We start from the raw sequence: 21,822 nt of genomic DNA on the forward strand, positions 1-21,822 counted from the left end.
GCAAGGAATAGATGTTGATCCATGCTCCAAGCATGGCCATCACCACCATACACTTAGTTGTAGAAGCGGCTGTGTCCCTCTGGTTGTCGCTTAAAACGGCGATGAATCCATAAGTACTGATCCGGAGCCTCGTCTATCATCGTTTCAATTACTTGATTAATGCGTGCGGTGTCAGCAGCGAGGTCTTTGGATGGGAAATCTGCCAACGGTGGTGCGATCTTCAACACATAGTTCCCTCCTTGGCGGCGATGAAAGTAAGGTACCACCGCGCAGCCCGTGAGTCGGGCGAGTTGATGCGTTGCGGTGATCGTGGCTGCAGGCATCCCAAAGAAGGGTGCAAACACGGTCTCTTTGCCCCGCATGTCTTGGTCTGGTGCATACCACAGGAAGCCACCACATTTCAGGTGCTTGATCGTTGCACGCAACTCCTCGTTGGCAAACATCTGGGTGGCGTAGCGTAACCGTCCACGTTTGATCGCCCATTCCAATACTGGGTTGCGATGGCGCCGGTACATGCCGGCCAATGGCACGTAGTCGCAGAGCAGCCGTCCGCATATCTCTAATGTCATGAAGTGCCCGGAGACAAGCAGTACGCCGCGGCCTTCGCGTTGCAGTTGGCGTAGGTGTTCTAGCCCTTCCACATGTATGCCTGCACGGATCACGTCGATGCTTCCCCACCAGGCGCGTGCAAATTCGAACAAGCCCACGCCTAAGGCGTCAAAATTCTCGTGCAACAGCTTTTTCCGCCACGCCTCATTGTGTGTTGGAAAGCACAGCTGTAGATTAATCTCCGCGGCGCACCGGCGCGTCCCGACAAGGCGCAGCGCCATTGCTCCAATCACCCGGCCCAGACGGCGCTGTAGTCCCCAAGGCAGGCGTGCGGCTAGGACCATTCCGCACAGTGCTACATACATTGGCCAGTGTGCTGGTTTCAGTAGGGATGGACGGGGAGTCACGTTTGTAGAATCTGACATAGCGTAATTCTATGGGATCGGCTTGAGTATGTTCTCTGATAGATGCATGCGGTCATCGGGTTCCGTATCCTGGTATGCATGCGGAAAGACCCGATTGAATGGCTGTTGCGCGCACTATATTCGGCGCTGTTGTATTTATTACTGCCCTTTACCATTTACCACTTGGTCTGGCGCGGTTTCCGGGTCCGTCAATATTTCAACCGATGGAATGAACGCTATGCTTCATATCCAGCAGCGTATGCCCGTCCTCAGGTGTGGTTACATGCTGTTTCGGTCGGTGAGGTCAATGCTGCTGCCTCGTTGGTGAATGCGTTGCGCCAACAACGGCCGGATATCCGTTGGGTCATCACCACCATTACCCCCACAGGATCTGAGCGGGTGCGTGCCCTCTGGGGGGATTCATTGGAGCATGTGTATTTGCCATACGATGTGCCCGGCAGTGTGGAACGTTTTCTGCGCTATTTTCGTCCGCAATTAGCGCTGATTTTGGAAACGGAGCTGTGGCCGAATTTGCTGTTCGGTTGCCGCAGTCATGGCATTCCTGTGTATATCCTCAATGCACGGCTGTCGGTACGTTCGTTGCGTGGTTATCGTTTGCTCAAGCCGCTCATCAGGCGTGCGTTACGTTCTGTGGTGTGTGTGGCGGCGCAATCGCAAGAGGATGCACTGCGCTTTTTGCGTCTGGGTGCGCGTCCCGATCAAGTGGTTGCATTAGGTAATTTGAAGTTCGATATCCCCACACCACAGGATCTTGATGTTTTCATGGCTGCGTTTCGCAGGTGTGTTCCGATGGCGCGTCCGGTGTGGATTGCGGCCAGTACGCATGAAGGCGAGGAGGCTGCGATCATCGACATCCACACGCGCTTACTACGTCGTATCCCGAATTTGTTGCTGTTGTGGGCACCACGGCACCCGGAGCGTTTTCATAAGGTTGAAGGGCTGGCATACGAACACGGTTGGCGTGTCAGTACGCGCAAGCAACACACGTGGCCAGATGTGACAACCGACGTGTTTGTCATTGATACCCTTGGTGAGCTGAGTGCATTTTACGGTTGTGCTCAGGTTGCTTTTGTTGGTGGCAGTTTGCAGCCAATCGGAGGCCATAATTTGCTGGAGCCAGCCGCTGTTGGTACCGCTACAGTGACTGGGCCGTATTTGCACAATTTCTCCGAAATCTCGCGGCGCATGAAGGGTGCTCAAGCGTTGGAAATCTGTGCCGATGCTGAAGCGGTCGGCGCGATGTTGGAACATCTACTGGCAGATCCAAGCAAGCGTAGCCAGATGGCCCAGGCTGGGTTGGCGTTAGTTGCTAACGGCCGTGGTGCTGTTGCGCGCACATTGGTGCAGATCAATCCTCATTTGCCATCAATGATCTCTGTCGAGAAGTGAGCGCGGCTTGGTTGCTGCGTTCAAAAATGTTAACTCATGCGTATTCGAGCTCATTTGAGCCATTGGCTCGAATCATATGGCTCTGAGAAAAACACTGATCAGGATGGCAAAGTCATCCATTCAACGTAGGTCAGATTCCATGCGATCCATGCAGTTTTCAGACGCGCTTAGGGAGCCTTGCTTCTGTTTGGCGAGGTATACAGGGATACCGTTAGGCACGTATCACGCGCTGAACCAATACGATCACACCAGATAATCTACGCCAAGTGCAGGCAATACGCTCAAGTGAAAGGACGCTTTGCTGCGCTCATCAGTGAGTCATGTGAAACGCTATATTTTAGGAGCTTTTGTGATTAATCACTGCCTGGACATCTCACACTCCTATGACACAAAGCTCCCTGTTTGCTTCGTTACGCGTGCTGATCGGATTTTGTTTGGCTGCTTTGATATGTCCAGTTGCGATTGCCCAAAACGTTGCCGTGATGAAGCCATCACCCCAGCAGATAGCGTGGCAGGATCTTGAATTTGGTGTCATCGTCCATTTCAATCCTAATACTTGGCTTGATCAGGAGTGGGGCGATGGTAGTGCGAGTCCCAAGGTGTTCAATCCGATGCACGTTGATCCTGGTCAGTGGGCGCGGGCAGCGAAGGCGGCTGGAGCCAAGTATCTGATCTTGGTCGCTAAGCACCACGATGGTTTTGCGCTATGGCCAACGGCGCAGAGCGAGTATTCGGTGAAAAATAGCCCGTGGATGGGAGGCAAAGGCGATGTGGTGAAGTTGACCGCTGCAGCGGTGCGTCAGCAAGGGATGGGGTTCGGAATCTACCTTTCGCCGTGGGATCGTCATGAGCCGAAGTATGCCAATGTTGATGCCTACAATCAGTTTTACGCGGCGCAACTTGTTGAACTGGCATCGCACTATGGCCCACTTACCGAATGGTGGTTGGACGGTGCCGGCAGCGCAGGCCATGAATACGATTTTGATAAATATCTGGAACAGTTGCGTACCTACCAGCCTAATACGATGGTTTTTGCCGACACGGCATTATTCAAATATGGTGACATCCGCTGGGTTGGTAATGAGGCCGGTGTTATCGAAGGGGAGAACTGGAATGTCATTGATCGCCACGGTGATTTGCGTTGGCGCCCAGTAGAAGTCGATACCCCATTGCACAGGTTGGAGTGGTTTTGGCATCCAAACAACGAGCGCACTCTAAAAAGCGTAGATGAGTTGCTTGCGATCTGGGAGAAGAGTGTGGGCCGCGGTGGTCAATTGGTCTTGGGGATTGCGCCAGACACGCGAGGACTGCTGCCAGAAGCAGATGTCAAACGATTACAGGCAATGGGGGTAGCGATTCAGGCGTGTTACGGTGCTGGAAAGAATTTGGTCCCTGTGCATCTGAAAAATCACCAAGCCATCGTTGCAGCGGTGGATGGTGATGTAGATACGTTTTGGAGTGCGCCGCACGGTTCTCACAGCGCAATGCTTGAACTGCATTTCAAGCAACCCATCACATTTGACACTTCGCTCACCATGGAGTGGCTCAATGATGGTCAGTTGGTACAGAAGTATGCGATTGAAGTGTGGCAGAAAGGCAAGTGGGTACGCGTTGCTCAAGCGCAAGCAATCGGCAAGATGAAGATTGATCATTTTGGGTCACTGACTGCTTCCCGCGTCCGTCTAAATATTCTTTCCAGTGCAGATGCGGCGCATATCCGGGAGTTTCAGTTGTTCAATATCGGTAATAGTAGAGCGGCACATTAAGTTGTAGGGAGCAACACAATTGCCTATGGGGTTGCTGTGAGAGAAGGAGTGTGCTATCCCTTCAGTCTGCAAAATCATCCCATTTCGCGGTTTTATCGTAAGACCGGCGTCTTTGTCCTGTAGAAAAGGATGTGGAATCCAGAGAGGGTAGGCCGTTACAATTCCACACTTACCTCGCCATCCTGGCGACTGGGCAATATCAGGAAATTAATACTATGGTCAAGATTCGTCTGACTCGTGGTGGTGCCAAGAAGCGCCCCTTTTACCAGATCATCGTTACTGATTCGCGTAACAAACGCGACGGTCGTAACATTGAGCGCGTTGGCCACTATAACCCAGTGGCACAGGGCGCTGAATCGCGCGTGGTATTGAATATGGCTCGTGTCGAGCATTGGGTCAGAAACGGTGCCCAACTGACGGACAAGGTGCGTAGCTTGCTTAAGGAAGTCAGCAAAACCCAGGCGACTGCGGCCTAATGAATGGGATTGGGTCTCCTGATCCAACCTGGATACCGCACTGATGAAAGATAATGAGCGCCGTATCCTGCTAGGAAGGGTTGTAGGTGGTTTCGGGTTGCGTGGTGAAATCAAGATAGAGTCTTGGACTGAGCCACGGGATGCGATCTTCCGTTACCAGCCGTGGTTATTACGTTCTCCTACGGGTACCGAGTCCATGTTGAATGGTGCCCGTGGCTACGAGACTGGCAAGCGTTTGATTGCAACCTTTCCTGGCATCAATGATCGTAATGGAGTCGAAGCGATCTGTGGTACGGAAATCTATGTGCCACGCAGCGCCTTGCCTCCACCTCACCCCGACGAGTATTACTGGGTCGATTTGGAAGGGCTGCAAGTACACACCCTTGAAGGTGTGGTTCTCGGTAGCGTTTCCCATCTGTTTTCCAACGGCGCCAATGATGTGATAGTCATCCATGGCGAGCGCGAGCGCTTGATCCCGTTTGTACAGCCTGATTACGTGAAGTCGGTTGATTTTGAGGCTGAGCGTATTGTTGTCGATTGGGATCCTGAGTTCTGATCGTGGATGCGTGATGGCGTCCATGATCAGGCCAGTTCTGTCCCGTCTTGCCGGATACTGTTTCACCACAGCATCCCTCATCCAATCCGGTTTCAGATATCCCGCTTGCATGCGTATTGACGTTATCAGCTTGTTCCCCGAGTTCATTAAACAGTCTGTCGGGTTTGGCGTGATCGGTAGAGCACAGGAACGTGGTTTGCTTGATTTACACAACTGGAATCCACGCGACTATGCTCAAGGAAATTACCGGCGTGTCGATGATCGTCCGTTCGGTGGTGGTCCAGGGATGGTGATGCTGATCGAGCCACTGCGTGCCTGCCTTGAAGCAGTACGGGCAGCAGATCCTCAACCAGCGCCCTTGATTTATCTCAGTCCGCAAGGTGTCCTGCTGAACCAGTCCCGCGCGAGGAAGCTGGCGATGCTGCCGCGCATGATATTGCTATGCGGGCGATACGAAGGGATTGACGAGCGTTTTATCGCCCATGAAGTAAACATGGAGTTGTCAATTGGCGACTATGTGTTGTCTGGCGGTGAATTGGGAGCGGCTGTGGTTGTCGACGCAGTCACCCGGTTACAGGAGGGGGTATTGAACGACGCTGAGTCAGCCAAACAGGACAGCTTTGAAGCAGCCGATAGCCTGTTTGATTATCCCCACTACACTCATCCATCCAATCATGCTTTTGGGAATGTTCCCGAAGTATTACGCTCAGGTAACCATGTTGCGATCACGCGTTGGCGTCGCCAGCAGTCGCTGTTGCGCACTTGGTTGCGGCGACCAGACCTAATAGATGAAGCGAGACTGTCGAAAGCTGATCGCTTACTGCTTGATGAGATTAAGCGCACACATCCTATGGATACGGATCGAAAAGCGTCAGCCTCTTGGCGTGGAGCATAGCCATTATGCTAAGATCCGGCTCCCTTACGCAGACATCGCGTTTTTTGTTTTCATTGGTCTGCGAGCTGATGTAATCATGTGGTACAACCCGGTGGCTACATCAACCCACCTGAACCCGTCGTACGTAATGACACGTACACCTACGAACGTATATCCGTGCATCCATGAGTAAGCTGAATAAGTCTATTATTGCAGAGTTTGAATCTGCCCAGATCACCCGCCAAGTGCCGCAGTTCAGCCAGGGTGACACTATCGTTGTCAACGTTAAAGTGAAAGAAGGTAACAGAGAGCGCTTGCAAGCTTACGAAGGCGTGGTTATTGCCACCAAGAATGCAGGTCTTAATTCCGCTTTCACGGTACGTAAGATCTCTCATGGTTATGGTGTCGAGCGTGTGTTCCAGACCCATAGTCCCATCATTGAATCGATAGAAATCAAGCGTCGCGGTAAAGTGCGTGCCGCTAAGCTTTATTACTTGCGTGGTTTGGAAGGCAAAGCCGCCCGCATCAAAGAAGACTTGGCTGCTACCGCCCATGAGAAGCTGGCCCGCAAAACAGTCACTGCCAAAGCAGGTTAAATCTTGTTGGGGGGGCGGAAATGCAGCTCCCTTTACATCACCTGCAGCCGTTTCTTACGCGTAAATCGTTCATTCAGCGATTTAGGGTGTCCTTATGGGAGGAGCGTTGCTCCCTGCGGAGCGGATTGGTGTCTCCGGAGTTACATGTCTCAGCCGGTGTCGCTTCGGCTGGCGTGGGTTTACTCCGATTCAAATTGGCGGAGTTCCCCCATCGTTTATCAAGTGACAAGATGCAATGTGTGTTCCTAGCATTGAAAAACGAATTCCTATATCGCACTCAATGACACATCTCCACGTCGATATAAGCGATTTGTTTTTGTCGTGCTGGATAGTTTTTGCATTTTGATCGTTTCAGGGCACCCCATCGTTGTAACGAATAACTAGTCAGAGAAAACCTTTAGATTCAGGATCGGCGATAATCCCATGGTGGCTGTTAACCTGAAAACCAAAGAAGAGATTGAACAAATGCGCATCGCTGGCCGCTTGGCTGCTACGGTGCTTGATGTGGTCGCGCCATACGTGAAGCCGGGTGTGACTACCGCAGAACTCGACCAGATCTGCCACAACTATATTGTGACGGTACAGGGCGCGATTCCGGCTAACCTTGGCTATCGCGGCTTTCCTAAGACGATATGCACTTCGGTCAATAATGTCATTTGCCATGGTATTCCTAGCGATGCCAAGGTCCTGAAAGACGGCGACATCATCAATATCGACGTGACTGTCATCAAGGACGGTTGGCATGGCGATACAAGTCGCATGTATTACGTCGGTAACCCCTCGGTGATGGCGCGCCGACTCGTGGAAACCACTTACGAGGCAATGTGGCGTGGCATCCGTGCCGTTAAACCTGGTGCGACGCTTGGTGACATTGGCCACGCCATTCAAACCTACGCCGAAAACGAACGCTTTAGCGTTGTCCGCGAATACTGTGGTCACGGTATCGGCAAGGTCTACCACGACAATCCGCAGGTACTACATTACGGCCGTCCTGGCGAGGGACTGGTGCTGGAATCAGGAATGACCTTCACGATCGAGCCAATGATCAATGAAGGAACCCGCCACCATAAGGTATTGCCCGATGGCTGGACCGTGGTTACCAAGGATCGCAAACTGTCAGCGCAGTGGGAACATATGATTGCAGTCACTGAAGACGGCGTGGATGTGTTGACCCTATCGCCTAACGACATCGGCAGTACATAAACCTACCTGCTGTTCCACGTGCCCGCGTTTGTGGCAGACGGTGATGGTGGTTGAGCGATCTGCTTGGCAAGAGTCGGTTGAGATTGATCTCCAGTGAGCGTGCCGTTTTGACCAAGGCAGCATTGATCGTCTACCACTGCCACGTGTGTGTCGCATTGCCCCGTTCATTCGTCAGAGCTTGGTTACTGTTGTACACCAGGCAACACTGCTTTGGCGCCGATTGCGGCACCTACACTGGTTGCTAAACCAGCACCAAGGCGTGTTTTTGAGATGCCCATGGCAGTTGAACGCATCGGGCCAGCACGTGAATTTTTCAAAACAATGAGTTAGCGCGGCTGTATGATGCAGACAAGCGCGTTTGCGTTTCGATAATTGCAATCCATTAGTGAGGCATCGCGATCCCTGCACGTGGAAAAGATAATGCAATGCTTCTATCGCAGCACATCGACCGTACCTCGGATCAGTGATTACTTGCTGCAACACGTTGATGCACCCTGCGATGAGTGATGTGTGCATGATGCGTGTATCGTCACCTTCGGTGAGCGTGCTGAGGATCAGTGCCCATCACTGACGAACACGTCCCTACATCATTCGCATCCTCCCCGTAGCAGCACTTGCATGATGCACTGCTGGGTGGCCTCCACATCTCACATTTTAGCCAGGAGCCTCTATGACAACCCAACCCCACCTTAAGGAAACCCCACCGCAACAGGTGGATAACAAGGCATCCCCTCCTGTTGTGGATAAGACACTTGTTAGTGCGATTGAAGATGCCTTCGCCCGTTACTCCACACTGACCGTGGAAGAGATCGAAGATTCAATCCGCCCAACCGTTAACAGAGTGATCGACGGCCTGGAAACTGGCGCGTTTCGTGTTGCTGAGCCGGATAATCACGGTGGCTGGAAGGTTAACGAGTGGCTGAAGAAAGCCGTATTGCTGTACTTCCGTGTCCATGACACCACGATCGTTGATGCTCAACCCGCTCCCTTCTGGGACAAAGTTGAATCACGCTTCTCTGGTTACGATGCAGTGAAATTCCGCGCTGCCGGAGTGCGTGTCGTCCCAGGTGCGATTGCACGACGTGGTAGCTACTTTGGTAAAGATGTCGTGCTGATGCCAAGCTTCACCAACATTGGTGCTTATGTGGGTGAAGGCACCATGATTGACACCTGGGCAACCGTTGGTTCCTGTGCACAGCTTGGCGCCCACTGCCATCTTTCTGGCGGTGCGGCGATTGGTGGCGTACTCGAACCATTGCAAGCCAGCCCCGCCATCATCGAAGACCATTGCTTCATTGGTGCCCGTTCGGAAGTGGTGGAGGGTGTGATCGTGGGTCATCACAGTGTGATTGGCATGGGTGTGTTCATTAGCCAAAGTACCCGGATCTACAACCGTGCCACTGGCGAAATCAGTTACGGTTATGTGCCGCCTTACAGCGTTGTGGTGTCTGGCCAGCTTCCAGCAAAGGATGGGACGCACTCCCTGTACTGCGCGGTGATTGTCAAGCAGGTGGACGAAAAAACACGTGCCAAGACCAGTATCAACGAGCTTCTGCGTGGTTTGGCAGATTGATTGGAATAATACATATGACCACACTTTATGGATTGAAAAACTGCGATACCTGCAAGAAGGCGAATAAATGGCTGGATCGCTTCAGCATCGCTTACGTTTTTGTTGACTACTGTGAGAATATACCGTCACCGGAGACGTTGGTTACATGGTCAAAAGAGGCCGGCAGCTTCGACGCGCTCATTAACAAATCTTCAACCACATGGCGCCAGTTACCGAGCAATCGCAAAACACCCTGTAGCGAAGCAGAATGGAAACTGTTGCTGCGGGAATATCCACATTTGATCCGGCGGCCTGTGGTCCTAACCAGTGATGGCATCTTCAGTCAAGGGTTTAGCGACAATGGATTCAAGAAGCGTTTTGGGATCGATTGAGGAATGATTCCATTCGGTGGTTATGTGCTGCTTTCTCTTGAGTAATACTTAAGAGGGAATTTTTTTGATTCAGTCAGGGGTTTCACAAATATCCCAAAAGAAATTTCATGTTTAAAGCGTAAGCTATCCGTTTGCCACTCCAACTTCTTGTTCCCATGAGCGATGTCCTTGATCTTGCCTGCGATCTGATTTCCAGACCCTCAATGACACCGGATGATGCCGGTTGCCAGGAAATGATTGCAAAGCGCTTGGAGCGTGCAGGCTTCATCTGTGAACACCTGCGCTATGCTGCGGTCAGCAACCTGTGGGCTACGCATGGTCGAGGTGCGCCAGTGCTGGTGTTGCTTGGTCACACTGATGTGGTACCTCCCGGTCCAGTTGAAGCATGGACCTCCGACCCGTTCATGCCAGATATGCGCAACGGCATCCTGTACGGACGCGGTGCTGCTGACATGAAAGGAAGTGTAGCCGCATTCGTCATTGCCGCCGAGCGTTTCCTGGCTGCGTATCCCCAGCATCCAGGCACATTGGCGATCTTACTGACCTCTGATGAAGAGGGCCAAGCAATAGATGGTGTCCGTAAGGTGGCCGAGACGTTACGCCAGCGTGGTCAGGGTATTGATTGGTGCTTGACTGGTGAACCGTCTTCGAGCAAACGACTGGGTGACCTGCTGCGGGTCGGCCGTCGTGGCAGTTTGTCGGCAACGCTTCACGTGAAGGGCGTCCAGGGACATGTTGCCTATCCCCATCAAGCACGCAACCCCATTCACCTCGCCTTACCTGCGTTCGCTGCATTGACGGCGCGGCATTGGGATGACGGTTATGAATCCTTCCCGTCAACCAGCTTGCAGATCAGCAATATCCACGCTGGAACCGGCGCCAACAACGTGATTCCTGGTGCACTGGAGGTTGCCTTCAATCTGCGTTACAACCCGCATTGGAGCGCCCCGCGCTTGGAGAGTGAGATCGTCGCATTACTCGATCAACACGGGCTGGACTATACCTTGCACTGGCATCGTAGCGGTGAGCCGTTCTATACCCCGGAAGGAAAATTACGTCGCATCGCACGTGAAGTATTAGAACGTTTTTCCGGCGCCCCTCCGGAAGAAAGCACGGGTGGCGGCACGTCCGATGCGCGTTTTATTGCGCCACTGGGTGCGCAATGTATTGAGGTTGGACCGGTCAACGCCAGCATTCACCAGGTTGATGAGCATGTGTGCCTGTCCGACTTGGAGGCCCTGCCAGACCTGTACCAGTTGCTAATTGAGCGGTTGCTTGCTGAACATTGATCCTCAAATCGCTCAGGTATTCTATCGGCGAGCGTTCTTTCAGAAAAAAGAATGGTGTAAGCCAAACAGAGGCAAGCAGAGTATCTTTGCCCAGCTTCTCGCGTCTTCATTGCACTGCAACGATGGCAGACTACGTGTCCTCAGGTGAGCGTTGCACCCTGCATGGCCGCACTTTCAACAGCGTTGGTAGCAATGCTTCTCTTGTGGCTTGCGTATACCAATCATCATGCGTCCTCTATGTGGGATGACGACCATGCGAACCAAGCAACGTCCACCGGAGCAACGCAGCCGCATGATTTGATGTTGTTTTTGTGATCTAGAGTTTCTCAGTTCCACCACCTCGCACTTGGCGATTCATCATTGCAAATCGCCAAACAAACGCATATTCAGGAGTGCTTTCGATGTGTTCCATTTTTGGAATCTTCAACCTGCAACCCAGTGACAACCTACAGATACTGCGTCACCAAGCATTGGAGTGCTCGCAACGGCAACGGCATCGCGGACCCGATTGGAGCGGCGTTTACGTTGATGTGGGTGCGATTCTGGTGCACGAACGTCTTGCTATCGTCGATCCAGCCGGCGGTGCCCAGCCACTGTTCTCCGAGGATGGCACCCTGGCGTTGGCGGTCAACGGCGAAATCTATAACCACGCTGTACTCAAAGGAACATTGCAGCAGCCCTATGCGTTCCAAACTCATTCTGATTGCGAAGTGATTAATGCGCTTTACCGCGAAGAAACTCCAACCTCGTTTCTGAATCGCTTAAATGGAATTTTTGCATTCGCATTATGGGACAAGACCACCGGACGTGGCCTCATCGCACGCGATCCAATGGGCGTGGTGCCGCTGTACTGGGGGCACGATCAGGATGGTCGCTTACGCGTCGCGTCAGAGATGAAAGCATTGGTTGAGCATTGCCCCGATGTTGCACAATTCCCACCCGGCCATTGGTACGACACCACAACGGGCACGCTGGTGAAGTATTACGAACGCCCCTGGAAAAACTATTCTGCAGTGGAAGGAGTGCAGGTCTCACTACAGGAACTGCGTGAAGCCTTCGAGCGGGCCGTCCATCGTCAACTCATGACCGATGTTCCATACGGTGTACTGCTGTCTGGTGGATTGGATTCTTCCCTGGTGGCTGCGGTGGCCGCACGCTACGCACGCCATCGCATCGAAACCAATGATCAGAGCGAAGCATGGTGGCCACGTCTGCACTCATTTGCGATTGGACTGAAAGACTCGCCAGATTTGAGTGCGGCGAACGTGGCTGCTGAGGCGTTGAATACCGTCCACCATGGTTTCGAGTACACCTTCCAGGAGGGGCTGGATGTTTTACCTGAAGTGATTCGTCACATTGAAACTTACGATGTCACGACGATTCGCGCATCCACACCAATGTTCCTGCTGGCACGTCGCATTAAGGCGATGGGAGTGAAGATGGTGTTGTCAGGTGAAGGCAGCGATGAAATTTTTGGCGGTTACCTGTACTTCCACAAAGCGCCGAACGCACGCGAGTTCCACGAAGAATTGGTCCGTAAGCTCAACGCCCTGTATTACTACGACTGCTTGCGCGCCAACAAAGCGATGATGGCGTGGGGTGTCGAGCCGCGCGTGCCGTTTTTGGACCGTGAATTTCTCGATGTGGCTATGCGGATGGATGCGCAGCATAAGATGGTCGACAAGACCAGCAACGGCCCACAACGGATGGAGAAAGGCATCCTGCGTGCAGCGTTTGACGGCTATTTGCCGCCATCAATCCTGTGGCGACAGAAGGAGCAGTTCAGTGATGGTGTTGGCTACGGTTGGATCGACGGACTGAAAGCACACGCTGAAACGCAAGTGTCTGACCATGCGCTGGCAACTGCCGAGACACGTTTCCAGGTGAATCCTCCCCAGACCAAAGAAGCCTATTACTACCGCAGCATATTTGAGCGCTTCTTCCCAAGCCCGGCGGCGGCTGAGACGGTACCGGGCGGTAAATCAATCGCCTGTTCTTCACCGGCGGCGATTGCCTGGGATGCCAGCTTTGCCACAATGGCTGACCCATCCGGTCGTGCAGTCAGCGGGGTTCATCAACAAGCACTGCTGTAGTGAACGCGGTAGATTGGAGCCTGTAGTACCTCACCCAGCCTTGGGGTCACGCTGCTTCTATTGCGTCTGTACACAGGTGCCGTAAACATCGGGTGGCGGGTTGAAGCCGGATGTATCGGCCTTGTTATTGCGCCACATATTCGGCTCAAAATCCGATCCTTTGCAGTTGGCGGCGCGGTCTACCCCAATCGTGTAAATATAAGGGCTTTTCTGAAATATGTTGTACTCGAACACATTCGCCTGACTCATACTGTTATCCCAGCACAACACCTCCGGGGTGCGGTAGCGGATTGAGCAGGTGAGCAACACACCGGATTTTTTATTGCTGATGAACTGGTTGTGTTTGAATACATTGCGGCGTGCGTCTGCCAGGTATAACCCTTGACTGCCGTTGCGTTCCAAGCGATTTCCGCGGATCTCACTGTCTTCCAGATGCTCCGTGGTGATCCCAGCAGCAACGTTGTCGTGAATCACGTTATTGACCAAACGGACATGAGTACTGCGATTGAATGACACTCCATCCCAGGTTGCGCCGGACACATCGTTACGTTCGATATTCAGCCTGTGGCTGTCGTACTCACTGAGCAGACAGGCACTGCGGCACTGGCTGACTTTGAGATCTAAAAGACTGACATTGTGTGCAGCACGTAATACCACAACGCTGTTACTCAAATATGGCCTTTCTGGCATGAATTCGTGTTCGACATTGGTCGTGCCGATCAAGTGCATACGTTCGATCACTACATCGCCAATCTGTTTCGCAGGTTGCTGATTCTGATAGTCACCAATCACGATCAATGGTTGTTGTACATCTTTATTGAGACGAATCACCGTATTTGGACCACTGCCACGTATGTGTACTCCATCGCGGCCAATATGCAGTAACTTGTCTACCCGGTACTCGCCCTTATTTAGACACAGTACCGCTGGATGCGCATCGCTGCGTAACGTATCAATGGCTTGCTGTAGATCTTGGCCAGGTGCAACCCATGCACTACAGGTCGGTTGCATGTTTGCTTTGGCATGAGTGGCAATGAGTAATAGCGCCAGGATGAGAGTACAAATGGAGAGGATGCGCTGAGACATGTCGGCTCCTAAGCAAATTTAAGTTGAGAAACGGCGCGCATAAGTGCGGCTGGTTTTAGAAACCTTAGTGTCGCCCAGCGATCAAATGATAAACCCTATCATGGGAGACATAGTTTGACGGAGATTCATTGATGTAAGGTCCTTGTGAAATTTAAATTTTTTCATAGCCAAAAATAACGGATGTCATCCATAGGTCATGTGTTGTAGTTGAAAGCCTCGGGACTACTCCTCCGATAATCAGAGCTATGGATCAAATAACTCAAACATAATCGTTTGGGATGGCCGTCTATCCAGGTGCTTTAATGTGAATACCATCCTTATACAGTGTCTAATTACTCAGACAGTGCCTGATGCTGCGTCGCACATAGCGCAATGTAAGCGCTTGAACCTTTTTAATCTGGGTACAACATGATCATTGTTAGCATGGGTGTAGCAGCGTGATGCATGCATATAGGGTGTTGGAACCATTGCTCCATTGCTCCATTGCTCCATTGCTCCATTGCTACTAAGGGTGTCATTACACCGAGTTCACAGCGCTGCTCAACACGTTGAGATAATCATAAGCTGTGCCGCAAATGCCATACAGTTCACGACGTGTGAGACTGTTTGAAGCATGTGTGTTCAATCTCCACAGGTAAAAATACGTTTTCCAGTGCTTATGTCGTGTTTGCTTCACTGACTGATGTGTTTTTGTCATCGGCGGACATGTAAACGTGCGTTGAAACTTTCGGCGCGGATGGTGCAAATATTTCACATCACCTTGTTATAAACGCCGTGTAAGACGTGTGTGCGATTATTTTCCAGAAGATGCCTCGTGGAAAAACACAATGAGGTATGAGTTGGGCACTGCTCCAGGACACCCATCATTGCAATGTTGCCTGTGTCATACGCTGCATTGCGATTCACCCGCAGCAGCTATTGATAGTCATCCAGTCATGATATGGGGGATAGGGCTATTGCTGGGCAGGTGAATTCTAAAGTGCATATTTCTAATATCGTAGAGTCATGTCTTCGGACATTGGGACAATGCTTTTAATAGATTGAGATGCAGGCGTGAAGATCAATTCCAACCTTTTTGATTGTTTGTTGCCGATTGTTGCTGCACCGATGGCCGGTGGGCCAACCACTGTTGCTCTGGCGCAGGCCGTGAGTGGTGTCGGAGGCTTCCCATTCCTTGCCGGCGGGTATAAATCCGTCGAGGCGCTTGCGACTGAGATCGCTGTGTTACGAGCGAGTGGCGGTAATTTTGGGGTCAATCTGTTCGTTCCCTCGCCGGACATGGTGGATGCGGAGGCATTCAGAATCTACGCAGCCAAACTACAGTCTGAAGCTCTGCCGTATGGGCTTCGTCTCGATCCGCTACCGGTGATGGGTGATGATGATGGCTGGCCGGATAAGCTGGCGTTGTTACTGAACGATCCGGTGCCGGTTGTGTCGTTTACTTTTGGATTGCCCGCAGTGCGGGACATTGCCGCGCTCCGATGTGCTGGAAGCCGGGTGCTGGCAAGTGTCACCTTACCTGCGGAGGCGCAGGCAGCGATGGAAGCGGGTGTTGATGGATTGGTTGTGCAGGGCCCCGATGCTGGAGGGCACAGCGCGACGTATGATCCTGGGCGTCCATTCACCCCATTGAAGACGGTCAGCTTAGTACGTCGCGTGTGTGCTGTGAGCAGCTTGCCGGTGATTGCGGCAGGTGGTGTGGATGGCCCCGTGATGGTCCGCGCGTTGTTGCAAGCAGGTGCTGCTGCGGTTGCGATCGGCACGCTGCTGCTGCGTACCAAGGAGTCAGGGGCGACGCAGGTGCATAAGGACGCTTTGGCGAACCCTGCGTATACGGAGACAGTAATCACTCACGCGTTTACTGGTCGTCCTGCCCGAACGCTGCGTAATGGGTTTGTTAATCGCTATCATGCGTCGGCTCCGTTGGGATATCCGGCGATACATCATCTGACCCGTCCGCTACGACAGGCGGCGGCGAGTGCGGGAGATGCCGATGTGTTGCATCTTTGGGCTGGAACTGGATACCGCCAAGCCATGGATGGTTCCGCGGTTGACGTGATTCAATATTTGGCTGCTGGATTGTGAGCAGTAAGCATGGATGAATGATGTTCCCAACAAGCAGGGCAAACATCGCGATGCGTTTATCAATTGATCGTATGACGGAGGCATTCGCTGATGTGCCACGTTATCGGCGTTTTTCTGCTGATCCTGCGTGATGAAGCTTAGATTGATAACGATGCTTTTACTCACTGCGTGTATGACTAGGCTTGCTATTGATCATGGTGCTCAGTGTGATGCATCCATTGATATTCCAGGTTTGTGATGAAGAGGCGTCACGGGCTGCTATTGCCAAAGGCTGCGTTGTTGGTGCTGCTGTCATATCAGAGGGTTGCTCCCATCGCTGGCATAGAGTTGTGATGGGGGATGTTTATGTATCGTCAGCACGATGTGCAGCAGTACTTGAATGCTGTGCTGGATCTGGCTGTATGGTCTTAAATGTTCCGCTTGCTAGGGAGGTTGCTTGTGTCTCTTGTACTTATTAGTAATAATACTAATTATGAGTTTGAGCGATATTCAGCAGGCAATCCTGTCATTGATTACCAACAACATCAACGCTGATGGCGTTTCTCCTTCGCAGACGGAGATCGCGCGTGCATTTGGCTTCAAAGGGGTTCGCGCGGTGCAGCATCACCTTGATGTATTGGAGCAACAGGGGATGATTCGCCGCATCCCTGGACAGGCGCGTGGCATCCGGTTGAAGCATCTTACTGAGGTGGATGAGGTTGCGTTAGCTTTGCAGAGTAAGGATGTGTTGCGCTTGCCAGTGCTCGGCCGCGTTGCGGCTGGTCAGCCGATCGGTGCTGATATCGGTGAGGATCACGTGGTGTTGTTGGATCGTGTGTTCTTCTCCCCAGCACCGGATTATCTGTTGAGGGTGCAAGGTGATTCGATGCGCGATGAAGGAATTTTCGATGGTGATTTGATCGGCGTACATCGTACGCAGGATGCGCATTCTGGGCAAATTGTGGTGGCGCGCATTGATGATGAGATTACCGTCAAATTGTTGAAGATCAGTAAAGACCGGATTCGTTTGCTACCGCGTAATCCTGACTTTGCACCGATTGAGGTGAGGTCAGATCAGGATTTCGCCATTGAGGGATTGTATTGCGGTTTGCTGCGCCCCAACCGGTGACGCGATGTTCTTAATCCACGCGGTGTCTTTTTCTGAGGTTGTCACACGGGTGATGTCGTGATACCTGGCCTGCCTTGGCAGTTTAAGCTGATGAGGCCATCAATTTTTCATCATACGTAATGCGTGATCGTTGGACCTTCCACATCATGTTTCTATTAATACTAATAAGAGGATCGCTTGGATGGATGAGAACAAGAAACGCGCCCTTTCTGTCGCTTTAAGCCAGATTGAAAAACAGTTCGGCAAGGGGTCCGTGATGCGGATGGGCGATCGCGTGATCGAAGCCGTAGAGGCGATCCCGACAGGTTCGCTCATGTTGGATCTGGCCCTGGGGATAGGTGGTTTGCCAAAGGGACGTGTCGTGGAAATCTATGGGCCGGAATCTTCTGGGAAGACCACATTGACTTTGCAGGCGATCGCTCAATGCCAGAAGAGGGGAGGTACAGCAGCGTTCATTGATGCTGAGCATGCCTTGGATCCGATTTATGCGGGCAAGTTAGGCGTCAATGTTGATGATTTGTTGTTGTCTCAGCCAGATACTGGGGAGCAGGCTCTGGAAATCGCTGACATGCTGGTGCGCTCGGGGTCGATCGATATCATGGTTATTGATTCGGTTGCGGCACTCACGCCAAGGGCGGAGATTGAGGGTGAGATGGGAGATCAGTTGCCCGGTCTTCAGGCGCGATTGATGAGCCAGGCGCTGCGTAAATTGACCGGCAATATCAAGCGCTCTAATACGCTGGTGATTTTTATCAACCAGTTGCGTATGAAAATTGGGATCATGATGCCGGGTCAAAGCCCTGAAACTACGACAGGGGGTAATGCGCTGAAGTTCTATGCTTCTGTGCGTTTGGATATTCGCCGTATTGGCGCGATCAAGAAAGGTGACGAAATTATCGGGAATCAAACCAAAATCAAGGTTGTTAAAAACAAGTTGGCGCCTCCCTTCAAACAAGTCGTGACTGAGATTCTCTATGGTGAAGGCATCAGTCGTGAAGGGGAATTGATTGAAATGGGCGTGGAGGCCAAGTTGGTTGAGAAAGCCGGCGCTTGGTATAGCTATGGTGGTGAGCGGATCGGGCAAGGAAAAGATAATGCGCGTGGCTATCTACGCGAAAACCCGCATTTTGCGGCCAAGCTTGAGGCTGATTTGCGTGAGAAATTTGAGCCGACCGAGCTTTCTCGAGAAGAGGGCGATGAAGATACGCTCGAAGATGCAATGTAATCATTGCCGATGACAGAGCGAGTTGTGTTGCTGTTTCTCGTGGTGATGCTCCGATGTCAGTGCAAGATGCGACGGCGCGGAGCATGACGGACGCATTCGTATCGTGCATGAGAGAGGATGACGATTCGGTTATTCCGTGTCGTGTTTGAAGGCGCTGCTGCAAACCGTTGTCTATCCGCGCCACGCTGTGACGCATGATTCCTCTCTTTTCTCTCCTGGGGGTGGTGCTATAAGGAGACGAATTGCAACATGCTGTGTATCTGATGTGGTCCCGTTTCCGTCATGACTGAGTGATATCTCTGTGATAAGGCACACTTTCGTTCGCTTTGTTGCTCAGGTCTGGTTTCGGGATTTCGGCGATTTGCTGCGTTGTTGCCCATAACGCAGAGGATTGAATGTCTAATGCCTGTTACCCTTAATTGATCTAAGACCATATCCTCATTCCGTGAGGTTGGCGCGTTTACAGCGCCAGCCTACTGTTAACTCCATGAACATACCTACCAAATTTACCACTTCAAAGATTCGTAGCGATTTTCTAGAATTTTTCAAGAATAAAGGCCACAAAATCGTGCCTTCCGCGCCGTTGGTTCCAAGCAACGATCCGACCTTGCTGTTCACTAATTCCGGGATGGTCCAGTTCAAGGACGTGTTTCTAGGGGCAGAGAAGCGCAGTGAGGTCCGTGTGGCTGATGTGCAATGCTGCTTACGTGCCGGTGGTAAGCACAATGACCTGGATTCGGTTGGTTACACAGCACGTCATCACACTTTCTTTGAGATGCTCGGTAATTGGTCGTTTGGTGATTATTTTAAGAAGGAAGCGATCATGTGGGCCTGGGAGTTGCTGACCCAGGTTTGGGAGTTGCCCCCCGAACGTCTGTTGGTGACGGTGTACCACACTGACGATGAGTCCTACGCATTGTGGCGTGACATGGTGGGTGTGCCGGAAGATCGAATCGTCCGTATTGGCGATAACAAAGGTGCGCCGTTTGCCTCGGATAATTTCTGGCAAATGGCCGATACCGGCCCGTGTGGTCCATGCACCGAGATCTTCTACGATCATGGGGAGCACATTCCAGGGGGGCCTCCTGGTTCCCCGGGTGAAGATGGAGATCGTTTCATTGAAATATGGAATTTGGTGTTCATGCAGTTTGATCGTCAGTCTGACGGTACGTTAGTGCCTCTGCCGACGCCCTGTGTGGATACAGGAATGGGCTTGGAGCGTTTGGCGGCGATCCTGCAGCATGTACACACTAACTATGAGATTGATTTATTTCAGACCCTGATCCTCAAGGCCGCCGAATTAACTGCTGTTGCGGACGTGCAGAACAAATCGTTGTGCGTGATTGCTGACCATAGTCGTGCGTGTGCGTTTTTGATCGTCGATGGGGTGCTTCCGTCCAATGAAGGCCGTGGTTATGTCTTACGTCGGATCATCCGCCGTGCGCTGCGTCATGGTTGGATGTTGGGGGTACGTCAACCGTTCTTCAACAACATGGTGCCAACCTTGATTGCGGTGATGGGCGATGCTTATCCCAAGCTACAGGCTGCAGCTGAATCGGTGATGCGTACTCTCCTGGCTGAGGAAGAGCGTTTTGCCGAGACTTTGGATGTTGGGATGAAGATCTTTAACGAGGTGGCTGCCAAGGTTGCCAATGGTGTGATCCCGGGTAGCGATGCGTTCCGTTTATACGATACCTATGGTTTTCCTGTTGATTTGACCGCTGATATTGCGCGTGAGCGTGGTATGAGGGTGGACATGGCCGGTTTCGAAGCTGCAATGACGCAACAGCGCAAGACTGCGCGCGCTGCGGGTAAGTTTGGGCGTGGTGTGCAATTGTCTGCTGAACGGGCCGCGACGTTGTCACCCACGGTGTTCCTGGGCTATGAGCAGCTTCAGGCCGATGACCTGAGAGTGGTTGCGTTGTTGTCTGATGGCGGGCTAACTGATTCGGCGTCGGTCGGTGATGAGGTGATTGTGTTGACCGACCGTACACCTTTTTACGCTGAGTCTGGTGGTCAAGTGGGTGATATTGGAACGTTGATGGCATCCGATGGAGTTCGTCTGGAGGTGACTGATACGCAAAAGTTAATGGGTCAGTTCCACGGACATGTTGCTCGTATTGTGCAAGGTGGGGTGAAGGTCGGCGATGTGTTGTCCGGTAGCGTTGCTGTTGCCAGACGAAAAATGGTTGCTCTTAACCATTCAGCCACTCACCTGTTGCACTGCGCGCTGCGCAGCGTGTTTGGTACTCACGTGGTGCAAAAAGGTTCTTTGGTTGCGCCGGATCGCCTGCGTTTCGACTTTTCACATTTTGAGCCTATCTCGGCTGCACAAATGACATTAATTGAACGGATGGTCAACGATGAGGTGCGTGCTAATCATCTGGTGATGATCGAGCAAATGGGGATGCAGGCTGCGTTGGATGCTGGTGCGATGGCGCTATTTGGAGAGAAATATGGAGAGCATGTGCGCGTAGTAACGATGGGCACTTCGGTCGAACTCTGCGGTGGTACCCATATCACCCGTACGGGTGACATTGGTTTGTTTAAGATCATTTCCGAGTGTGGCGTGTCCTCTGGAGTGCGTCGTATTGAGGCTGTGACGGGCGAAAGCGCGTTAAATCATGTCTTGGCCGAAGAGCATCGTTTGTACGAAGTGGCTGGCCTTATTGGTAGTAACGCGAACAATGTGGTCAATCATATTCGCCAACTCACTGATCGTCAGAAGACATTGGAGCGTGAACTCGAGAAGCTCAAAGGAAAGCTGATCTCCGGAACGATTACCGATTTGCTCAGCATGGCGGTCAATGTGGCCGATGTAAAAGTAGTCGCCGCGCGTCTTGATGGTTTGGATGGGAAGGCACTACGTGAGGCGCTTGATCGACTTAAATTGCAGCTGAGTGATGCCGTAATAGTCCTTGCGGGGGTGACCGGCGGCAAGGTGGCTTTGGTGACTGCTGTCAATGGTCCTCGCGCAATGGGTAAGGTGAAGGCCGATACATTACTTTCGCACGTTGCTACTCAAATCAACGGCAGGGGAGGTGGCCGTGTTGATTTTGCTCAGGGCGGCGGTGAGGATGGACCTTCTCTTCGTTCCGCTCTTGACGGTGTTGCTACGTGGGTCAAGCAGCATCTGAACTGAATGTTGCTTTTGTTGC

17 protein-coding genes are annotated in these 21,822 nt (G+C 52.1%); 15 read left to right on the forward strand and 2 right to left on the reverse strand.

What is annotated here, in order from left to right; all coding sequences use genetic code 11:
• Positions 1-53: 53 nt before the first annotated feature.
• Complete coding sequence (locus F7G16_RS00395) at positions 54-974, reverse strand: LpxL/LpxP family Kdo(2)-lipid IV(A) lauroyl/palmitoleoyl acyltransferase (RefSeq protein WP_004087650.1); 921 nt, start codon at positions 972-974, stop codon at positions 54-56.
• A gap of 78 nt (positions 975-1,052) precedes the next feature.
• Between F7G16_RS00395 and waaA the strand changes: the two genes are divergently transcribed.
• The 11 genes from waaA to asnB all read left to right on the forward strand — a co-directional run bounded on the left by waaA (position 1,053) and on the right by asnB (position 13,160).
• The gene (gene waaA / locus F7G16_RS00400) at positions 1,053-2,363 is read left to right on the forward strand and encodes a lipid IV(A) 3-deoxy-D-manno-octulosonic acid transferase (protein ID WP_011097494.1); all 1,311 of its coding nucleotides are present in this window, start codon (positions 1,053-1,055) and stop codon (positions 2,361-2,363) included.
• Between the two features lie 383 nt (positions 2,364-2,746).
• The gene (locus tag F7G16_RS00405; protein ID WP_004087646.1) at positions 2,747-4,129 is read left to right on the forward strand and encodes an alpha-L-fucosidase; all 1,383 of its coding nucleotides are present in this window, start codon (positions 2,747-2,749) and stop codon (positions 4,127-4,129) included.
• Between the two features lie 215 nt (positions 4,130-4,344).
• Positions 4,345-4,605, forward strand: a complete 261-nt coding sequence (gene rpsP, locus F7G16_RS00410) for a 30S ribosomal protein S16 (RefSeq protein ID WP_004087643.1) — start codon at positions 4,345-4,347, stop codon at positions 4,603-4,605.
• Positions 4,606-4,648: 43 nt separating this feature from the next.
• Positions 4,649-5,161 carry a ribosome maturation factor RimM gene (rimM, locus tag F7G16_RS00415; RefSeq protein WP_004087641.1) on the forward strand — a complete coding sequence of 171 codons (513 nt, stop codon included), beginning with the start codon at positions 4,649-4,651 and terminating at the stop codon, positions 5,159-5,161.
• A 109-nt stretch (positions 5,162-5,270) separates the two neighbouring features.
• Positions 5,271-6,056, forward strand: coding sequence for a tRNA (guanosine(37)-N1)-methyltransferase TrmD (trmD, locus tag F7G16_RS00420; protein WP_004087639.1), 786 nt, complete (start codon positions 5,271-5,273; stop codon positions 6,054-6,056).
• A gap of 164 nt (positions 6,057-6,220) precedes the next feature.
• Positions 6,221-6,631: a 50S ribosomal protein L19 gene (gene rplS, locus F7G16_RS00425; RefSeq protein WP_004085540.1), complete on the forward strand. Its 411-nt coding sequence runs from the start codon at positions 6,221-6,223 to the stop codon at positions 6,629-6,631.
• Between the two features lie 426 nt (positions 6,632-7,057).
• Positions 7,058-7,834, forward strand: a complete 777-nt coding sequence (gene map / locus F7G16_RS00430; RefSeq protein ID WP_038232779.1) for a type I methionyl aminopeptidase — start codon at positions 7,058-7,060, stop codon at positions 7,832-7,834.
• Positions 7,835-8,504: 670 nt separating this feature from the next.
• Complete coding sequence (dapD, locus tag F7G16_RS00435; protein ID WP_004087631.1) at positions 8,505-9,407, forward strand: 2,3,4,5-tetrahydropyridine-2,6-dicarboxylate N-succinyltransferase; 903 nt, start codon at positions 8,505-8,507, stop codon at positions 9,405-9,407.
• 14 nt (positions 9,408-9,421) lie between these two features.
• Positions 9,422-9,778: a Spx/MgsR family RNA polymerase-binding regulatory protein gene (locus tag F7G16_RS00440; protein ID WP_004087624.1), complete on the forward strand. Its 357-nt coding sequence runs from the start codon at positions 9,422-9,424 to the stop codon at positions 9,776-9,778.
• Between the two features lie 155 nt (positions 9,779-9,933).
• Positions 9,934-11,067 carry a succinyl-diaminopimelate desuccinylase gene (dapE, locus tag F7G16_RS00445; protein WP_004087622.1) on the forward strand — a complete coding sequence of 378 codons (1,134 nt, stop codon included), beginning with the start codon at positions 9,934-9,936 and terminating at the stop codon, positions 11,065-11,067.
• 401 nt (positions 11,068-11,468) lie between these two features.
• Positions 11,469-13,160, forward strand: a complete 1,692-nt coding sequence (gene asnB, locus F7G16_RS00450; RefSeq protein WP_004087620.1) for an asparagine synthase B — start codon at positions 11,469-11,471, stop codon at positions 13,158-13,160.
• 57 nt (positions 13,161-13,217) lie between these two features.
• Here the strand turns inward: asnB and F7G16_RS00455 are convergent, their stop codons facing one another.
• The gene (locus F7G16_RS00455) at positions 13,218-14,246 is read right to left on the reverse strand and encodes a right-handed parallel beta-helix repeat-containing protein (protein ID WP_004087619.1); all 1,029 of its coding nucleotides are present in this window, start codon (positions 14,244-14,246) and stop codon (positions 13,218-13,220) included.
• A gap of 1,053 nt (positions 14,247-15,299) precedes the next feature.
• Here F7G16_RS00455 and F7G16_RS00460 point away from each other — a divergent pair.
• The 4 genes from F7G16_RS00460 to alaS all read left to right on the forward strand — a co-directional run bounded on the left by F7G16_RS00460 (position 15,300) and on the right by alaS (position 21,806).
• Positions 15,300-16,331, forward strand: coding sequence for an NAD(P)H-dependent flavin oxidoreductase (locus tag F7G16_RS00460; protein ID WP_011097498.1), 1,032 nt, complete (start codon positions 15,300-15,302; stop codon positions 16,329-16,331).
• Positions 16,332-16,803: 472 nt separating this feature from the next.
• Positions 16,804-17,439 carry a transcriptional repressor LexA gene (gene lexA, locus F7G16_RS00465; RefSeq protein WP_004087617.1) on the forward strand — a complete coding sequence of 212 codons (636 nt, stop codon included), beginning with the start codon at positions 16,804-16,806 and terminating at the stop codon, positions 17,437-17,439.
• A 181-nt stretch (positions 17,440-17,620) separates the two neighbouring features.
• Positions 17,621-18,664 carry a recombinase RecA gene (recA, locus tag F7G16_RS00470; protein WP_004087616.1) on the forward strand — a complete coding sequence of 348 codons (1,044 nt, stop codon included), beginning with the start codon at positions 17,621-17,623 and terminating at the stop codon, positions 18,662-18,664.
• Positions 18,665-19,151: 487 nt separating this feature from the next.
• Positions 19,152-21,806 carry an alanine--tRNA ligase gene (gene alaS / locus F7G16_RS00475; RefSeq protein WP_004087615.1) on the forward strand — a complete coding sequence of 885 codons (2,655 nt, stop codon included), beginning with the start codon at positions 19,152-19,154 and terminating at the stop codon, positions 21,804-21,806.
• Positions 21,807-21,822: the final 16 nt, after the last annotated feature.

Source organism: Xylella fastidiosa, assembly GCF_011801475.1.
Taxonomy (GTDB): Bacteria; Pseudomonadota; Gammaproteobacteria; order Xanthomonadales; family Xanthomonadaceae; genus Xylella; species Xylella fastidiosa.